This window comes from Lysobacter sp. Root667 (assembly GCF_001427715.1).
Classification (GTDB): Bacteria; Pseudomonadota; Gammaproteobacteria; order Xanthomonadales; family Xanthomonadaceae; genus Lysobacter.
Window position 1 is genome coordinate 25,010 of sequence record NZ_LMHF01000013.1, and the last position, 18,026, is coordinate 43,035.

The 18,026-nt window shown below is 70.6% G+C and carries 12 protein-coding genes; 10 read left to right on the forward strand and 2 right to left on the reverse strand.

Features of this window, described 5'->3' with window-relative positions:
- The first annotated feature begins 41 nt into the window (after positions 1 to 41).
- The 3 genes from ASD78_RS12840 to ASD78_RS12850 all read left to right on the forward strand — a co-directional run bounded on the left by ASD78_RS12840 (position 42) and on the right by ASD78_RS12850 (position 8,361).
- Entirely contained in the window at positions 42 to 6,719 is a 6,678-nt protein-coding gene (locus ASD78_RS12840; RefSeq protein ID WP_162250173.1) for a putative Ig domain-containing protein, read from the forward strand.
- Between the two features lie 138 nt (positions 6,720 to 6,857).
- Positions 6,858 to 7,310 (forward strand): excalibur calcium-binding domain-containing protein, encoded by a 453-nt coding sequence (locus ASD78_RS21550; protein WP_056101996.1) that lies wholly within the window; start codon positions 6,858 to 6,860, stop codon positions 7,308 to 7,310.
- A gap of 439 nt (positions 7,311 to 7,749) precedes the next feature.
- Entirely contained in the window at positions 7,750 to 8,361 is a 612-nt protein-coding gene (locus ASD78_RS12850; RefSeq protein ID WP_200944221.1) for a hypothetical protein, read from the forward strand.
- A 905-nt stretch (positions 8,362 to 9,266) separates the two neighbouring features.
- On the opposite strand, the gene ASD78_RS12855 is transcribed toward ASD78_RS12850, so the two are convergent.
- The gene (locus ASD78_RS12855) at positions 9,267 to 9,578 is read right to left on the reverse strand and encodes an HPF/RaiA family ribosome-associated protein (RefSeq protein ID WP_056102005.1); all 312 of its coding nucleotides are present in this window, start codon (positions 9,576 to 9,578) and stop codon (positions 9,267 to 9,269) included.
- A gap of 118 nt (positions 9,579 to 9,696) precedes the next feature.
- Between ASD78_RS12855 and ASD78_RS12860 the strand changes: the two genes are divergently transcribed.
- From ASD78_RS12860 to ASD78_RS12870, 3 genes are all read left to right on the forward strand, one after another.
- Positions 9,697 to 10,449 carry a sulfurtransferase gene (locus tag ASD78_RS12860; RefSeq protein WP_056102008.1) on the forward strand — a complete coding sequence of 251 codons (753 nt, stop codon included), beginning with the start codon at positions 9,697 to 9,699 and terminating at the stop codon, positions 10,447 to 10,449.
- A gap of 198 nt (positions 10,450 to 10,647) precedes the next feature.
- Complete coding sequence (locus ASD78_RS12865; RefSeq protein ID WP_156087749.1) at positions 10,648 to 11,277, forward strand: hypothetical protein; 630 nt, start codon at positions 10,648 to 10,650, stop codon at positions 11,275 to 11,277.
- Positions 11,274 to 12,122: a GDSL-type esterase/lipase family protein gene (locus ASD78_RS12870; protein ID WP_056102011.1), complete on the forward strand. Its 849-nt coding sequence runs from the start codon at positions 11,274 to 11,276 to the stop codon at positions 12,120 to 12,122. Before ASD78_RS12865 ends, ASD78_RS12870 begins: the two co-directional genes overlap by 4 nt.
- Before the next feature lie 502 nt (positions 12,123 to 12,624).
- Here ASD78_RS12870 and ASD78_RS12875 read toward each other — a convergent pair.
- On the reverse strand, positions 12,625 to 13,878 hold the full coding sequence (locus tag ASD78_RS12875) for a TIGR03862 family flavoprotein (protein WP_056102013.1): 1,254 nt from the start codon (positions 13,876 to 13,878) through the stop codon (positions 12,625 to 12,627).
- Positions 13,879 to 14,028: 150 nt separating this feature from the next.
- On the opposite strand from ASD78_RS12875, the gene ASD78_RS12880 reads away from it, so the two are divergent.
- The 4 genes from ASD78_RS12880 (at position 14,029) to ASD78_RS12890 (ending at position 17,696) form a co-directional block, all read left to right on the forward strand.
- Positions 14,029 to 15,666: a serine hydrolase gene (locus ASD78_RS12880; RefSeq protein WP_056102903.1), complete on the forward strand. Its 1,638-nt coding sequence runs from the start codon at positions 14,029 to 14,031 to the stop codon at positions 15,664 to 15,666.
- A 115-nt stretch (positions 15,667 to 15,781) separates the two neighbouring features.
- Complete coding sequence (locus ASD78_RS20760) at positions 15,782 to 15,934, forward strand: hypothetical protein (RefSeq protein ID WP_156087750.1); 153 nt, start codon at positions 15,782 to 15,784, stop codon at positions 15,932 to 15,934.
- A 15-nt stretch (positions 15,935 to 15,949) separates the two neighbouring features.
- Entirely contained in the window at positions 15,950 to 17,215 is a 1,266-nt protein-coding gene (locus ASD78_RS12885) for a threonine synthase (RefSeq protein WP_056102016.1), read from the forward strand.
- A 22-nt stretch (positions 17,216 to 17,237) separates the two neighbouring features.
- Complete coding sequence (locus ASD78_RS12890; protein ID WP_055906079.1) at positions 17,238 to 17,696, forward strand: hypothetical protein; 459 nt, start codon at positions 17,238 to 17,240, stop codon at positions 17,694 to 17,696.
- Positions 17,697 to 18,026: the final 330 nt, after the last annotated feature.

Consider the following 18,026-nt stretch of genomic DNA (forward strand, 5'->3'; position numbering starts at 1 on the left):
AGCGGCCGATCGAGCTCGTGCGGTGCCAACAGGGGCAGAACATGCATCAGCTTTCAGCGCACAGCGTGGAGACGCCGCGTGCGCCTTCGCACGTATTCACTTCCTTGTTCTCCTGGTTCGCCACCGCGCTGCTGTGCCTGGCCAGCCTGTGGCCGCAGATGGCAGCGGCGGCGCCGTCCACGTTCTGCCCGACCCTGAGCATGTCGGTCGCGCACAGCGGTTCGCAGACCATCAACGTCGACCACTGCCACGGCGGCTTCGGCATCACCGCAGGGACCGCGGCCACGCCGCACGGCACGCGCACCATCGGCGCGCAGTCGCCCGGCAACATTCCGCTGACCTATTCGCATAACGGCGACAGCGCGACCACCGACACCTTCGTGTTCCAGGACGACCTCGGCGGCGACATCACCGTCACCGTGGCCATCGGCCCGGCCTCGAGCATCGTGATCGGCCCGGCGACCGTCAGCCTGACCGCGGGCACGCCCTTCAGCACGACCCTGACCGCCACCGGCGGCACCGCTCCCTACACCTACACGCTCGACAGCGGTGCATTGCCGGCCGGGCTGACTCTGAGCGGGGCCGTGATCAGCGGCACCCCGACTGCCCGCGGCCCGCACAGCTTCTCGATCCGCGCCACCGACAGCACCAGCGCCAGCGGCGTGAAGACCTACACGCCCACCGTCGCCAATCCGAGCTTGCAGATCGTCCCGTCCACGCCGCCGAACGCGGCCCAGGGCATCCCCTATTCGGTGACCTTCAGCACCACCGGCGGCGTCTCTCCGTATACCTATGCGCATGAGGTCGTTTCCGGTCCGCTGCCGCCCGGCCTGAGCCTGAGCGGCGCGACCCTGAGCGGCACGCCGACCACCCTGGGCACCTTTAGCTTCGGCATCCGCGTTACCGACAGCAGCACCGGCGTGGGCTCGTATTTCGAAGTCGAGACGGTCACCCTGACCGTCGTGGTCGCGCCGACCATCGTGGTCAACCCGGCCACCGTTCCGGGCGCGACCGTCGGCGCCGCCTACAGCCAGACCTTGACCGGCAGCGGCGGCACCGCGCCTTACACCTTCGCGATCACCGCCGGCGCCTTGCCGGCCGGGCTGAGCCTCAACACCACCACCGGCGCCCTGACCGGCACGCCGACCGCGGCCGGCACCTTCAACTTCACGGTGCGTGCGACCGACGCCAACAGCTTCTCCGGCACGCGCGCCTACACCCTGGTCGTGGCGCCGCCGGTGATCGTGGTCGCGCCGACCACCTTGCCCAGCGGCACGGTCGCGGCGGCCTACAGCCAGACCGTCAGCGCCAGCGGCGGTATCTCGCCGTACACCTTCGCGATCACCGCCGGCGCGCTGCCGGCCGGCGTCACCCTGAACGCCAGCACCGGCGCCGTCAGCGGCACGCCGACCGCGGGCGGCACCTTCAGCTTCACCGTGACCGCCACCGGCAGCAGCACCGGCACCGGCGCGCCGCATACCGGGTCGCGCGCCTACAGCCTGGTGATCGCACCGCCGACCATCAACCTGCCGGCCACCACCCTGGCCGACGGCACGCAGAACCTGGCCTACAGCGCCACGCTCAATCCGGCCAGCGGCGGCACCGCGCCGTACACCTATGCGGTCACCGCCGGCGCCTTGCCGCCGGGCATCGCCCTGGCCGCCAGCACCGGCGCGCTGTCGGGCACGCCGACCGCATCGGGCACGTTCAACTTCGCCGTGACCGCGACCGACAGCAGCACCGGCACCGGTGCCTACAGTTCGGCGCCGCGCGGCTATACGCTGCAGATCGTCAACATCCCGCCGGTGGCCAATCCGATCTCGGCCTCGGTCGCCTACAACAGCGGCGCCAATCCGATCGCGCTGAACATCACCGGCGGCGTTCCGACCTCGGTCGCGATCGGCACCGCGCCGGCCAACGGCACTGCGATCGCCAGCGGCACCACGATCACCTATCAGCCCAATCCCGGTTACGCCGGTCCCGACAGCTTCACTTACACCGCGACCAACGGCGCCGGCACGTCGGCGCCGGCCACGGCGACCATCACGGTCGGCAACCCGACCATCACCGTGACCGCGGGCGGTCCGCTGACCGCGCAGATCGGCGTCGCCTACAGTCAGACCTTCACCTGGAACGGCGGCACCCAGCCGTTCGTCGGCTACAGCGTCACCGGCATGCCGCCGGGCCTGCTGATCACCGGCAGCACCGCCAACAGCGTCACCGTGTCGGGCACGCCGACCGCGGCGGGTTCGTTCACGGTCACGCCCAGCGCGACCGACTCCAGCACCGGCAACGGTCCGTTCACCATCTCGCAGGCCTTCACCCTGACGGTGAGCGCACCGACCCTGAGCATGACGCCGGCCGCCGGCACCTTGTCCGCGTCCTACGGGACGGCCTACAGCCAGACCTTCGTCGCCAGCGGCGGCACGCCGGCCTACACCTATGCGGTGTCGGCAGGCGCATTGCCGGCCGGCCTCAGCCTGGACGCCAACACCGGCGTGCTGGCGGGCACGCCGACCGTCACCGGTCTGTTCACCTTCTCGGTGCGGGCGACCGACAGTTCCACCGGCGCGGGCGCACCGTTCGCGCGCACCCAGAACTACGTACTGCAGGTGGCCGCGCCGACGATCGCGATCGCACCGGCCACCTTGCCGGGCGCGCAGGTCGCCACGGCCTACAGCGAAGCGCTGAGCGCCAGCGGCGGTATTGCGCCGTACACCTATGCGGTGACCGCCGGCACCTTGCCGGCCGGCCTCACGCTGAGCTCCACCGGCACCCTGAGCGGCACGCCGACCGCGGGCGGCACCTTCAACTTCACCGTCACCGCCACCGACAACCACTCGCAGAACGGTTCGCGCGCCTACAGCCTGAGCGTGAGCGCGGCGACGGTCAGCGTCGCACCGGCGACCCTGCCCAACGGCGGCGTGGCCCAGGCCTACAGCCAGACCATCACCGCATCGGGCGGCACCGCCGGCTACAGCTTCGCGGTCACCGCCGGCGCCTTGCCGACCGGCCTGAGCCTGGCCAGCAACGGCACGCTCAGCGGCACGCCGAGCGCGGGCGGCACCTTCAACTTCACCGTCACCGCGACCGACAGCAGCACCGGCAGCGGCCCGTACACCGGTTCGAACTCGTACACGGTGTTGGTCACGGCCGCGACCGTGATCCTGCCGCCGACCAGCCTGGCGAACGCGACCCGGACCGTCGCCTACAGCGCCACGCTCAACGGCGCCAGCGGCGGCACCGCGCCGTACACCTATGCGCTCAGCAGCGGCGCTCTGCCTCCGGGCATCTCGCTCAGCAGCGCCGGCCTCGTCAGCGGCACGCCGACCGCGCCGGGCAGCTACACCTTCGGCGTGGTCGCGACCGACAGCAGCACCGGCAGCGGCCCGTACGCGTCCGCCCCGCAGAGCTACAGCCTGCAGGTCGCCGACATCGCACCGGTGGCCAATCCGGTTTCGGCCACGGTCGCCTACGGCAGCAGCGCCAATCCGATCACCCTGAACATCAGCGGCGGCATTCCGGCCTCGGTGGCGGTCGCTACGGCAGCGGCGCACGGCACCGCGGTCGCCAGCGGCACCAGCATCACCTACACCCCGACCGCCGGTTACGCCGGTCCGGACAGCTTCACCTACACCGCGACCAACGGCGCCGGCACTTCGGCGCCGGCCACCGTGACCATCACGGTCTCCAACCCGGCCATCACCGTGACCGCGAGCGGTCCGCTGACCGCGCAGATCGGCGTCGCCTACAGCCAGACCTTCAGCTGGAACGGCGGCACCCAGCCGTTCTCCGGCTACGGCATCACCGGTCTGCCGGCGGGCCTGAGCGTCACCGGCACCACCGCCAACAGCCTCACCGTGTCGGGCACGCCGACCGCGGCGGGTTCGTTCACGATCACGCCCAGCGCGACCGATTCCAGCAGCGGCAATGGTCCGTTCACCGTCGGCCAGGCCTTCACCCTGAGCGTGGGCGCGCCGACCCTGAGCATGACCCCGGCCGCCGGCAACCTGCCGATGAACTACGGCGCCGCCACGACCATCAACTTCGCCGCCAGCGGCGGCACCGGCCCGTACAGCTTCTCGCTGGCCGCCGGCTCGCTGCCGGTCGGTGTGAGCTTCAGCTCGGCCGGTGTGCTCAGCGGCACGCCGACCGTGCCGGGCAACTACAACGTGACGATCCGGGTCACCGACGCCAGCACCGGCGCCGGCGCACCGTTCGCCTTGCAGCAGAGCTACACCATCGTCGTGGCCACGCCGGCCATCACCATCGATCCGCCGGCGCTGCCCAACGGCACCGCGGGCACGGCCTACAGCGCCCAGCTCAGCTCCACCGGCGGCGTCGCGCCGTACAGCTATTCGCTGCTCAGCGGCGCGCTGCCGATCGGCATGAGCTTCAGCTCGGCCGGCGCGCTGTCCGGCATCCCGCGTTCCGACGGCAACTTCAGCCTGACCGTGCGCTCGACCGACAGCAACGGCCAGAACGCCAGCCGCGTGTACACCTTCACCATCGCCCCGGCGACGGTGGTGATCACGCCGGCGAGCCTGCCCGGCGGTACCGTCGGCGTGGCGTACTCGCAGAGCCTGAGCAGCAGCGGCGGCATCGCCCCGTACACCTATTCGATCGTCTCGGGCAGCCTGCCGGTCGGCGTGTCCTTCAGCTCGGCCGGCGTCTTCAGCGGCACCCCGACCACCGCCGGCAGCTACACCGTGGCGGTCCGTTCCACCGACGACGCCGGCTACAACGCCACGGTGAGCTACACCCTGGTGATCGCCGACGCCGTGCCGGTGGCCGTGGACGACACCGCGACCACGCTCGCGCAGCAGCCGGTCACCATCGCCGTCACCGCCAACGACACCGGCGTGATCACGTCCATCGCGATCGCCTCGGCGCCGGCGCACGGCACCGCCGTGGTCAGCGGCCTCAACATCGTCTACACCCCGGCCACTGCGTACTTCGGTCCCGATTCGCTGACCTACACCGCGATCGGCCCCGGCGGCACCTCGGCCGCGGCCACGGTCTCGATCACGGTGACGCCGTTGCCGGTGCCGGTCGGCCAGCCGCAGACCGCGAACACCCTGGCCGGTCAGCCGGTCACCATCGACACCACGGTCGGCGCCAGCGGCGGCCCGTACACCGGCGTGACCATCCTCACCGCGCCCAGCGTGGGCACGGCGGTGGTCAGCGGCACCAACATCGTCTACACGCCGCCGGCCAGCGCTTCGGGCACGGTCACCATCGGCTACACGCTCAACAACGCGTTCGGTCCGTCGGCGCCGTTGACGGCGACCATCACCGTCAATCCGGTGCCGGTCGCGGTCTCGCGCCGGGTCAGCACCATCGCCGGCACGCCGGTCGTGGTCGATCTGACCGCCGGGGCGACCGGCGGCCCGTTCACCGCCGCCACCCTGGTGTCGCTGTCGCCGGCGTCCTCCGGCACCGCGACCATCGCCCAGGTCGGCAGCGGCGCGAGCGCGAGCTACCGCCTCACCTACACGCCGAACACCGCGTTCTCGGGCACCGCCACGGTCACCTTCACCCTGGCCAACGCGTTCGCGACTTCGGCGGCGGCGACCATCGACATCGACGTCGCCGCGCGCCCGGATCCGACCCAGGACGCGGAAGTCATGGGCCTGCTCGGCGCCCAGACCTCGGCCGCGCGCCGCTTCGCCAACTCGCAGATCGGCAACTTCCAGCAGCGTATGGAAGGCATGCACGGCGGCAACGGAGAGGGCGGCCGCTTCCAGAACCGGATCAGCTTCGGCGTCGACCGCCGTTGCCGCGACGACGTGCGCCGCACCCCGGGCAGCGACTGCCGCCAGGCCGCGACCCGCGACGACGCCGCGCCGGTGGAGGCCTCGGCCGCGCCGCGCGACAGCGACGCCGGTTCGTTCACGATCTGGACCGGTGGCGCGCTCAACAGCGGCGACCGCGACAGCCGTTCGGGCAGTGCCGGTTTCGACTTCGAAACCACCGGCATCAGCGCCGGCGTCGACACCCGCATCAGCGACGCGTTCGCGATCGGCGGCGGCATCGGCTACGGCCGCGACAACACCGATGTCGGCCAGAACGGCAGCCGCAGCGACGCCAAGAGCTACACCCTGGCGGCCTACGGCAGCTACCACCCGGGCGAGACCTTCTTCCTCGACGGTCTGGTCGGCTACCAGTGGATGTCGTTCGACTCGCGCCGCTACGTCACCGCCAACGGCGCGCGCGTGCGCGGCGAACGCGACGGCAAGCAGTGGTTCGCGTCGATCTCGGCCGGCGGCGACTACCAGCGCGACCGTCTGCACATCTCGCCTTACGCCCGCGTCGACATCGCCCGCGCCACCCTGGACGGCTACACCGAACAGGGCGACGCGATCTACGCGCTGCGGTACCAGGACCAGGACGTCGACACCACCACGGCCAGCCTGGGCCTGCGCATGGATTACCGCATCCCGGTCAGCTACGGCACCTTCTCGCCGCAGCTGCGCCTGGAGTACCAGCACGACTTCCAGGACGACAGCTCCGTCACCATGAGCTACGCCGACCTGCTGGCCGGTCCGTTCTACCGGGCCGAGATCGAGGGGCTGGAGCGCAACCGGTTCGTGTTCGGACTGGGCGCGATCCTGCACACCGAGCGCGATTTCACCCTGCGCTTGGAGTACCGCGGTCTGTTCGGCAGCGGCGACGATACGGACCATGGCATCCTGCTGAACCTGGAAAAGAAGTACTGATCGAGCCGGCGGGCGCGGCGACACCGCGTCCGCCTGTTCTCAGGAACGCCGGCGCGGCGTCACCGTGAACGCCGCGCCGGCACTTTATTCGGTGCCCGCCGGGCCCAGCCGGCCCGGGGGCGCGCAAGGGAGGCGCGCATGCGCTGGCGATCCGCCTGCTGTGCGATCGTGCTGACGGCGCTGTGCGCGCCGCCCGCGTCCGCGCACGGCGGCGGCCTGGACCGTCACGGCTGCCACCACGACCGCCGCAACGGCGGCTATCACTGCCACGGCGGTGCGTCCGCGCCGCGCGATGCCGCGGCGCCACGCCGGCGACCGGCGCCAGCGCCGTACGCGAACCCATACCTGCCCGCAGCCGAACTCAGGGGCACGCCGGTCCGCGACCCTCTGCCGCCACGCAAGCGGCGACCGGCGCCCGCAGCCGAGCGTTACGCGCCTGCGGCCGCGATGCCGTCGTCCGGCGCCTACCGCAACTGCACCGAGGCGCGCGCCGCCGGCGCCGCACCGGTCCGCCGCGGCGACCCCGGCTACGGTCCGCACCTGGACCGCGACAACGACGGTATCGGCTGCGAGCCGTATCGCGGCCGTTGATCCGCGCGACGGATGCGAGGGCAGGGCCTGGCGGCCCCATCTGCTGTATCGCCGGTCCGTCGGACGCATGGGAGCACTGCGCAAGGCGATGCGAAGGCAGCGCCGAGCGAGATGAGCTGCGCCATCGCGAGGCCGCACGAGCGCGGCGGCGTTCGCACGCGACGATGCGAAGGGCAGGGGCCGAGCGAGATGAGCTGCGGTATCGCAAGGCCGCAAGCGCGATGGCGTTCGCATGTGGCGATGTGAGGGCAGGGGCCGAGCGAGACGAGCTGCGGTGTCGCAAGGCCGCAAGCGCGACGGCGTTCGCATGTGGCGATGTGAGGGCAGGGGCCGCGACGCGGCACGCGATACCGGCGCGCGGCGGCATTCGCGCGCGAGGAACGCGTTCGGTGCCAAGATGGGCGCACTCGCTCAAGCCCAGCCACCGATGTCGCCCGAACTGCCCGTCGATCTGCCGATTTCGCTGCCGCCCGAGCAATGGACCGCGCTGGAAGCCGCCTACGCCACGCCGCCGCGGGCGTACCACAACTTCGATCACGTCCGCGAAGTGCTGCGCCACTACGGCGAAGTCGCGGCGGGACCGGGCTGGACTCAGCCGGTCGAGGTCGCGCTGGCGGTGCTGTACCACGACGCCATCTACCAGGCCGGGCGGCGCGACAACGAGGCGCGCTCGGCCGAACTGGCGGTCGCCCACATCGCCCGTTTCCTGCCGGGTGCCGGCATCGACGTGCGGCGGGTGGTCGAGCTGATCGACCTCACCGCGCGCCACGGCCAGCTCGCGCCGGAGCAGGTGGACGCGGAGGCGGCGCTGTTCCTGGACGGGGACATGGCCATCCTCGGCGCGGCGCCGGAAGCGTTCGACGCCTACGACCGCGGGATCGCGTCGGAGTACCGCGGGCATGTGCCGGGGCCGCTGTTCCGGCTCAATCGGCGACGCTTCCTCAAAGGCCTGCTGAAGCGCGAGCGCATCTATCTCAGCGACTTCTACCACGGGCGTTACGATGCGGCGGCGCGGAATAATTTGCGCCGGGCGATTACGACCAAGCGGTGACTTCCTCCTTTGAAATGGAGGGGCGGGGCGGGTTCGCTTTTGCTTCGCTGCGGCCTTCTGAGGGAGCGGCGTGAGCCGCGATCGCGAATTCCGGGGTTCTGCGATGGCTTCGCTTCTTTGGATCAAAGGCTTCCGCCCGCTGCGCATGCGGATCACTTTCTCTTGCCACCGGCTTTGGGGTAGGAGCGGCGTAAGCCGCGACCGCGCCCTCCGGCTACCGCGCCGGCTTCGATTCGGATTGGCTTCGCTTTCTGCTTTCTGTGGGAGCGGCGTAAGCCGCGATCGCGAACTGCGGCGTTCTGCGATGGCTTCGCTTCTTTGGATCAAAGGCTTCCGCCCGCTGCGCGTGCGGGTCACTTTCTCTTGCCACTCGCCTTGGGGTAGGAGCGGCGTAAGCCGCGACCGCGACCTCCGTCTGTTGGCGGGGTTTCGCTCCGGGTCTGCTTCCTGTGGGAGCGGCGTAAGCCGCGATTGCGAATTCCGTTTGCTGCGGGGGTTTCGTTCTTAAGCAACAGCTTCCGCCCGCTGCGCGTGCGGGTCACTTTCTCTTGCTAGCCCAAGAGAAAGTAACCAAAGAGAAGGGCTTGCCTAGACAAGACAACCCTCCCTTGCGAGATCGGAGGTGGCGCGGGGATTTTTCGAAGGAACATCCTGTTCCTCGAAAAACGGCGCGCGTCCTGCGCGCCGCCCTTCGGGTCTACGGTTGTTCGCCGTGGTGCGGCTCAATGGATTTCAATGCCGGGGCAACGGCAACGGCAACGGCAACGGCCTCGGCCTCGGAGCGCTCAAGCGCCATTGCGAACCCGGGCCGGCCGCGTCCGCGCACCACCTGTGATGGGTCCCGATGCCGCGACCGCACAGCGCGTTCGCCGAGCGCGATCGCTTCGCCAGTCCGAAATCGCGTCCTACTGCTGCAGCTTGCCCAGCGCGCTATCCAACACCCGCTGCATCTTCCTGGCCGCGCCATCCACCGCGGCCTTGACCGTGTCCGCATCGTCGCTGGCCGTGACCGGTGGCCGGCCTTCCAGGCGCGTCTCGATCAGGCAGCGCTTGTCGTCGTTGCCGGGTTTGCCGCCGTTGACGTCGCTGAGGTGGACCTCGACCCGGGTGATCTGGTCGCGGAAACGGCCCAGGCTGTGTTCGATCGCGGTCTCGACGTGGCGTTGCACGGACGGGTCGTGCTGGACGTGGCTGTCGGTGTTGAGCTGTACCTTCATGAGGAACTCCGTGGGGTAGGGGCGGCGGCCTCCTGGCGCGGTCTGCGGATCACGCTAGCCGCGCCGACCTTCAGGGAGCGCGAAGGCGGCCGCACGCCGGCGCGGGTAAAATGCGCGGATGCTGCTCAATATCGCCGCCTACCACTTCGTCCGCATCGACGACCCCGACGACCTCGCCGCGCGCCTGCGCGAACGCGCCGAGGCCGCCGACCTGCGCGGCACCGTGCTGGTGGCGGAGGAGGGCGTGAACCTGTTCCTGGCCGGGGCCGAGGCTGCGATCGACGGCTACCTGGCGACGTTGCGCGCCGACCCGCGCTTCGCCGGGCTCGCGGCCAAGGCCAGCTACAGCCGCAGCCAGCCGTTCGCGCGCCTCAAGGTCAAGCGCAAGGGCGAAATCGTCACCTTCCGTCGCGAAGACAGCGCGCCGCTGCAGCGGCGCGCCCCGGCGGTGACCCCGGAGCGGCTCGCGCAGTGGCTGGATCGGGGCCACGACGACGCCGGCCGCCGGCTGGTGCTGCTGGACACCCGCAACCGCGAGGAAGTCGGCTACGGCGGCTTCGCCGGCGCCCTGACCCTGCCGATCGACAACTTCGTCGACCTGCCCGAGGCGCTGGCGCCGCACCGCGAGTCGCTGGCCGACGCCACCGTGGTCAGTTTCTGCACCGGAGGGATCCGCTGCGAGAAGGCCGCGCTGTGGCTGCGCGACGACGGCATGGATAACCTGCTCCAGCTCGAGGGCGGGATCCTGGGCTACTTCGAGCGGGTCGGCGGCGCCCACTACGAGGGCCGCTGCTTCGTGTTCGACGAGCGCGTCGCTCTGGACCCGCAGTTGCAGCCGCTGGTTGACCCGGCACCTGACCCGGCGGCCTGATTTGGTACCCGCAACGGCACCACGAACGTGCCGAAAACGGTATTGTTCCGTAGCAAGGACAGGGGTCCCCAGGCCCATGAGGGCCGCGCCGCAAACCGGGCGGGCGATCCCATTCAGACAAATCAAGGGGTTACCTGAAGCGACGCGGCCGCTATGATCGACGGTCGTCTCTTCCAGCCCCCGTACGAAGGACCCCTGATGCGTCTAATCCAGCCCCTGACCGCTCTCCGTCCTGCCTGGCCCCTGAGCCTGGCCCTGGCCGCCGTCGCCCTGACCGCCTGCCAACCGCAGGCGCCGGCCAGCGCCGCCGCGCCCGAATCCACCACCGCCGCACCGCCGCCGGCGATGCCTTCCTCGGACCCGAACGCCGCCCCGGTCGAACGCGCCGCGCCGCCGGTGATCAAGCCCGTCGCCCTGGGCGAGTTCGAACCCGGCACGCCGGTCGCCAGCGCCGCCACCGGCAAGCTCAACATCGAAGACGCCAAGCTGCAGGGCGCCAACGGCGCCAGCTTCGGCACCGAACGCGTGGCCCTGGTCACCGGCGGCGACGAGTACAGCGCCGGCGCCACCTATGCCGCTTCCATGCAGATCGACGCCAGCCAGCCGGTCGAACTGCGTCACGTAGTCGAACAGACCCCGCCCACCGATCACCCCGCCAACGCCTTCTGCGGCGGCGCGCCCACCGCCTACATCGCCCTGGCCAAGGTCGGCGAAGGCGAGCGCGAAGTGGTCAAGGTGCTCGCCCTGCAAGGCGAAGACCTGCCCGCGCCCGGCGCCAAGGGCGTGAGCGTATGCGCCATCACCAGCTACCTGGTCGCCAGCCGATGACATCCTCGCCGCGTTCGTTTTCGCACCGCCTGCTGGGCCTGAGCGCCCTGATCCTGTGTTGTGCGAGCGCGATCGCGGCGCCGCCGATGCCGCGCCAGCCGCCCACGCTGCGCGTGGCCGGCGACAGCGCGATGGCGCCCCGTCACGGCGGGCAACGTCCCGCCACGGGCTGGGGCGAGGCCCTGCCGATGCTGCTGCGCAACGACGTGGTCGAGTATGAAAACCGCGCCGCCGAGGGCCGCAGCAGCCGCGCTTACCTGGGCGAAGGCCTGTGGTCGCAACTGATGACCGCGACCAAGTCCGGCGACACCGTGTTCATCGCCTTCGGCCAGGACGACGAGTCCAAGCTGCCGGAGCGATACACCGCGCCGGAACTGTTCCGCGGCAACCTCGAACGTTTCGTCGACGAGGCGCGCATGCGCGGCGCCACCCCGGTGCTGCTGACCCAGGTCGCGCAACCGGATTTCCGCTCCGGCGGCCTGCAGATCGGCAACACCCCGTACGCCGACGTGGTGCGTGCGGTGGCCACGCAGCGCAAGGTGGCGCTGCTGGACATGCAGCGCGCCAGCGAATCGCTGCTGCGCGAGGTCGGACCGGAAGGCGCCAAGATCCTGTTCGTGGACGACACCGAGTACCGACTGGTCCAGGCCAACCGCAACACCCGCTACGTGCTGCCGGTGGACGACGATGCCGCGCCCAGCGCCTGCGGCGCGGCCATGCTGGCCCAGCGCGCCAGCCTGCTGATGCGCGCCAACGGCCTGGAAGCCTGGTTGGAGGATCCCAAGACCGTCGACCAGCGCGTGAACCAGGTCTGCGTCGCGCAGCGCGACGCGCCGAAGCACTGAGGGCCGTGAGCGCTGCGGCGCGCTGGAAACGTGATCGCGACGGCCGCCTGCGCGGCCGTTTCGCTTTTCGCTTTGAGGCTCAGCTTCGGGGTAGGAGCGGCGTAAGCCGCGACCGCGCAACGGCCGCAGGGTCGAGGTCGCGGCTCACGCCGCTCCTACCCCAACGCCCTCGGGGTCTGTGCATCGCCGCGCCGGCATCGCCCGCATCGTTGCCGCCCACCTGGCCGGACACCGCCTCGATCAGCCGCTGGAAATCATGATCGCGACGGCCGCCTGCGCGGCCGTTTCGCTTTGAGGCTCAGCTTCGGGGTAGGAGCGGCGTGAGCCGCGACCTCGACCCTGCGGCCGTTGCGCGGTCGCGGCTCACGCCGCTCCTATCCCAACGCCCTCGGAACCTGTGCATTGCCGCGCCGGCATCGCCCCCCAACGCCCTCGGAACCTGTGCATCACCGCGCCGGCATCGCCCGCATCATCGCGGCCCACCGGCCGCACACCGCGTGGATCAGCCCTTCGCTGCCGCACTCAGAGCCGCCACCGCCGCGCGCCCCGCGATCAGGCCGCTGGCGTAGCACGCGGTCAGCAGGTAGCCGCCGGTCGGCGCCTCCCAGTCCAGCATCTCGCCGGCGCAGTACACGCCAGGCAATGCGCGCAGCTGCAGGTTCTCGTCCATCGCTTCCAGGCGCACGCCGCCGGCGCTGCTGATCGCCTCGGCGATCGGGCGCGCGCGCAGCAGGGTCAAGGGCAGACGTTTGATCGTCGCCGCGATTCGCGCCGGGTCCTGCTTGGCTTGCGCATCCAGCACCTCGTGCAGCAGCGCCGCCTTGACCCCGCTCAGGCCAGTCTGGCGGCGCAGGTGTTCGCTGAAGCTGCGGCCGGCGCGCGGACGCGCGAGTTCGGCCTGCAGTCGTTCGAGTTCGCGCCCGGGCGCCAGATCCAGCCACAGCATCGCGCTGCCGTCGCGCGCGATCGCTTCGCGCAGTTGCGCCGACAGCGCGTAGATCAGGCTGCCCTCGATGCCGTGTGCGCTGGCCACGCATTCGCCCTGCAGCGCATGTTCGCGGCCGTCGCCGTCGCGCCACTGCGCGATCACCGGTTTCAGCGGCGCGCCGGCGTTGCGCTGGACGAAGTGCTCGCTCCAGGCGATGTCGAAGCCGCAGTTCGAAGGCTGCAAGGGCGCGACGTCGACGCCGCGTTCGGCCAGCCACGGCGCCCAGGCACCGTCGGAACCCAGCTCCGGCCAACTGCCGCCGCCCAGCGCGAGCACGCTCGCGCGGGCGCGCACCCGGCGCTCGCCCTCGGGCGTGGCGAAGCGCAGCGCGCCGTCCTCGCTCCAGCCCAGCCAACGGTGCTGGACGTGGAAGCGCACCCCGTCCTCGCGCAGCCGCCGTACCCAGCCGCGCAGCAAGGGCGCGGCCTTGCGGTCGATCGGGAACACCCGATCGGAGCTGCCCACATAAGTGTCCACGCCCAGTCCGCGCGCCCACGCGCGTAAGGCGTCGGCGTCGAACGCGTCCAGCCAGCGCGCGATCTGCGGCGCGCGCTCGCGGTAGCGCGAGTCGAAAGCCGGGCGGGGCTCGGCGTGGGTGAGGTTGAGCCCGCCCTTGCCGGCGATCAGGAACTTGCGTCCGACCGAGCCCTTGGCTTCGTACAGATCGACCTCGACCCCGGCCGCGCGCGCGACCTCGGCCGCCATCAGGCCGGCGGGGCCGCCGCCGACGATGGCCAGGCCGGGCAGCGGAAGGGGGGCATCGGTCATCGGAGGTCGGACGGCGCCGTCGTGCACGGCGCGCCATTATGAAGGCGCCGTCGTGCATGCGCCGCTGCGGCCATGACCTCCGTGCCGGGTCGGCGACGCCGGCTTCCGGTATCGTCGGCCGCGATCATCACTGCCCGGGAGTTGCCGACGATGCGATCCAACCACTTCGGCGCGCGCGGCGCCGCTCTGCTGCTGGGCGCACTGCTGGCCGGCAACGCGCCGGCGGCGACGCCGCAGGCGCCGGTAGCGCTGCCGGAGCAGTTGCAGGACTTCGACGCCTACGTCGAAGGCGTGCGCCAGCGCTTCGACGTGCCGGGGATCGCGGTGGCGATCGTCAAGGACGGCAACATCGTGCTGGAGCGCGGCTACGGCCAGCGCCGGCTCGACCGCCCGGAGAAAGTCGACGCGCGCACCCTGTTCGCGATCGCCTCCAACACCAAGGCCTTCACCTCGGCCTCGCTGTCCATCCTGGCCGACGAAGGCAAGCTGAGCCTGGACGACCGCGTGATCGACCACCTGCCGTGGTTCCGCATGGCCGATCCCTACGTCACTCGCGAGATGCGCGTACGCGACCTGCTGGCGCACCGCAGCGGCCTGGGCCTGGGCGCGGGCGACCTGCTGTACTGGCCCGGCAGCGACTACAGCACGCTGGAAGTCGCCCAGCGCCTGCGCGACGTACCGCTCAGCGGCAGCTTTCGCGGCCAGTACGCCTACGACAACATCCTCTACGGCGTCGCCCAGCTGGTGATCGAACAGGCCAGCGGGCAGAGCTACGAACGTTTCCTGCGCGCACGCATTTTCGAACCCCTGGGCATGCGCGACACCCGCTACAACAGCGATGCGCTCAAGCCCGGCGACAACGTCGCCACCGGCTACGCCAAGGCCGACTTCAAGGACCTGCAACCGGCGCCGCGCATGGCCTGGGGCAACGTGTCCGGCGCCGGCGGCATTTACTCCAGCGTGCACGACATGAGCCAGTGGCTGCGCGCGCAACTCGCCGGCGGCACTTACACCGACGCCCAAGGCCAGGAACAGCGCTTGTTCAGCGCCGCGCGCCAGAAGGCGATGTGGTCGATCGTCACGCCGATGCCGATCAGCGAACCCACGGTGCCGGAGCTTGCGCCCGTGCGGCCCAACTTCCTCGGCTACGGCGAAGGCTGGCAGCTGTCGGACTACCGCGGCCGCAAACTGGTCTGGCACACCGGCGGCTGGCCGGGCATGGTCTCGCGCGTGACCCTGGTGCCCGAGCACAAGCTGGGCATCGTCGTGCTGACCAGCGCCGAGCTGCCGGGCGCGTTCCAGGCGGTGACGATGCGTGCGCTCGACGCCTACCTCGACGGCCCGAGCACCGACTGGACCGCCGCCTACGGCGCCGCGCTGGCCAAGTCGCAGGCCAAGGCCGACGACGACTGGAAGCAACACCAGGCCGCGCGCGCCGCCGACAGCAAGCCCTCGCTGGCGCTGGCCAAGTACGCCGCGACCTACCGCGATCCCTGGTACGGCGACGTGGTGGTCGAACAGCAGGGCGGCAAGCTGCGCATGCGCTTCGCGCGCAGCCGCGACCTGGTCGGCGAACTGCAGCACTGGCAGCACGACACCTTCCTGGTGCGTTGGGACCAGCGCTGGCTCAACGCCGACGCCTTCGTCGATTTCGCCCTCACCCCCGACGGCGCGGTGCGCGAAATGCGGATGGAAGCGGTGTCGCCGAATACCGATTTCAGTTTCGATTTCCAGGATCTGCGCCTGACGCCGGTGCCGGCGGCGGCGAAGCCCAAGAGCGGCGGTTGAGCGCGCGGACAGGGCGGGGCGCATCACCAACGGCACTGGGCCGCGCCGGCACGGCTGCTAAGCTCGAGGTCGCAAGAGGCGGCGCAACGGCGCCGCGCAGGCAAGGGAGAGAAGCATGAGCTGGTTGGCCATCGTGGTGATGATCGTCGCCGCCTATTTCGCGTTCAAGGTCGTCAAGTTCGCGTTCAAGCTGCTGCTGTGGGCCCTGGTGCTCGGCGCGCTGTATTGGGTCGTGGCGCCGCCGATGGGCTGGCCGCTGCCGTTCTGAGCGAGCGCGCCCCGCATGTCCTACGTCAGGTGTCTGCGCGGTCTGGGCTCGGGCGTCGAGTACCCAGCCGATATCCCGATGAACCTCGATCCGGTCGACGGCCGCCCGGTCGAGATGGTGCTGGATCTGGAGCGCCTGGCCGCTGAGCAGCCGGATGCGGCCTGGTACGAGCCGAAGCGCCGCGACCTGTGGCGCTTCGGCGCACTGATGGCGCTGGACGCGGCCGATCCCGCCGATGCGCGCCACATCGTCGCCCTGGGCGAAGGCCATACGCCGCTGCTGGATTACGCCGCGCATCCGATCGCGCGCGCGGCCGGCATCGTGTTGCAGTTGAAGGACGAAGGCCGCGCCCACGCCGGCTTCGGCGCCAATCCCACCCAGAGCTTCAAGGACCGCGGCATGGCCATGGTCGCCGCGCAGGCGCGCCGGCTGGGCCTGAGCAAGCTCGCGGTGCCGACCCAGGGCAACGCCGGCGATTCGCTGCTGCGCTACGCCCTGGCCGGCGGTTTGTCGGTGGTCGTGGCGATGCCCGAAGACACGCCGATGCCGATCCTGGGCAACGTCGCCGCGGCCGCGCAGCGCCATCCGGATCGGGTGAAACTGGAACTGGTCGGACCGACCATCCGCGAAGCCGGCGCACTGCTGAAAGAACGTTACCTGGCGCAAGGCTATTTCTCGGTCGCGACCTTCCAGGAACCGGGCTGGCGCATCGAAGGCAAGAAATCTCTGGGCCTGGAACTGGCCGAACCCGCGCCCGGACAGACGCGCTGGTCGCTGCCCGATGCGGTGATCTATCCCACCGGCGGCGGCACCGGCGTGCTCGGCATGTGGAAGGCCTGGGACGAGTTGCAGGCGCTGGGCCTGATCGACAGCCGCCGCCCGCGCATGCTGTGCGTGCAGAGCGCGGCGACCCCGCCGCTGGTGCGTGCCTTCGACAGCGGCGCCGGCGACAGCACCGTGGTCGCGGCCGGCCAGACCCTGGCCTACGGCCTCAATGTGCCCGGCGGCGTCGGCCACTTCCGCGTGCTCGAGATCCTGCGCGCCAGCGGTGGCGCCGCGGTCGCGGTCGAGGAAAGCGCGACCGCGGCCGAGTTCGCGCGGCTGTGGCGCGAGCCGATCGGCTCCGGCGCGCCCGGATGGGTCGGGCCCGAGGGCGCGGCCTGCCTGGCGGCGCTGCCGCAGCTGATCGAACGCGGCCTGATCGCGCGCGGCCAGCGCGTGGTCGCGGTCAACACCGGCTCGGCGGAGAAGTACCTGCCGGAGCTGCGGCATCTGATCTGAACCCACCAACGCAGGAGCGAGCATGGACACCGACAACATCGAATGGTGGCAGGACACCCAGGACATCCAGCGCTGCGTGCGCGCGATCTATGCTTGCATCTCCGGCCCGGCCGGAGCGGCGCGCGACTGGGCGCGCTTTCGTTATCTGCAGCATCCGCGCGCGCGCAGCCTGCGCACCGTGGTCGAGGCCGACGGCAGCACCCGGGCGGTGGTGTTCGACGTCGATAGCTACATCGCCGACGTCCAGGACTTCTTCGCCGGCAACGATTTCTACGAAGTCGAGATCGACCGCCGGGTCGAGCGTTTCGGGCAGGTCGCGCACGTGTGGAGTCTGTACGAGGCGCGCCCGGCGGCGGATTCGCCGGTGCTGCTCAAGCGGGGCGCCAACAGTATCCAGTTGTGTCATGAGCATGGGCGCTGGTGGGTGTTCAGTACGGTTTGGGACAACGAGCGCGAGGGCTTGGCGTTCGATCTTTGGTAGTGGGCGGACCGACTTGCCTTGGGGTAGGAGCGGCGTAAGCCGCGACCACGAACTTCGCTTGCCGGCGATGGTTTCGCTTCCGATTTCCTTCTGCTTTCTGTGGGAGCGGCGTGAGCCGCGATTGCGAGTTCCGTTTGCTGCGTCGGTTTCGTTCTTAAGCAACAGCTTCCGCCCGCTGCGCATGTGTGCCACTTTCTCTTGCTAGCCCAAGAGAAAGTAACCAAAGAGAAGGGCTTACCTAGACAACCCTCCCGTGCGGGTTCGGAGGTGGCGCGGTGATTTTTCGAAGGAACATCCTGTTCCTCGAAAAACGGCGCGCGTCCTGCGCGC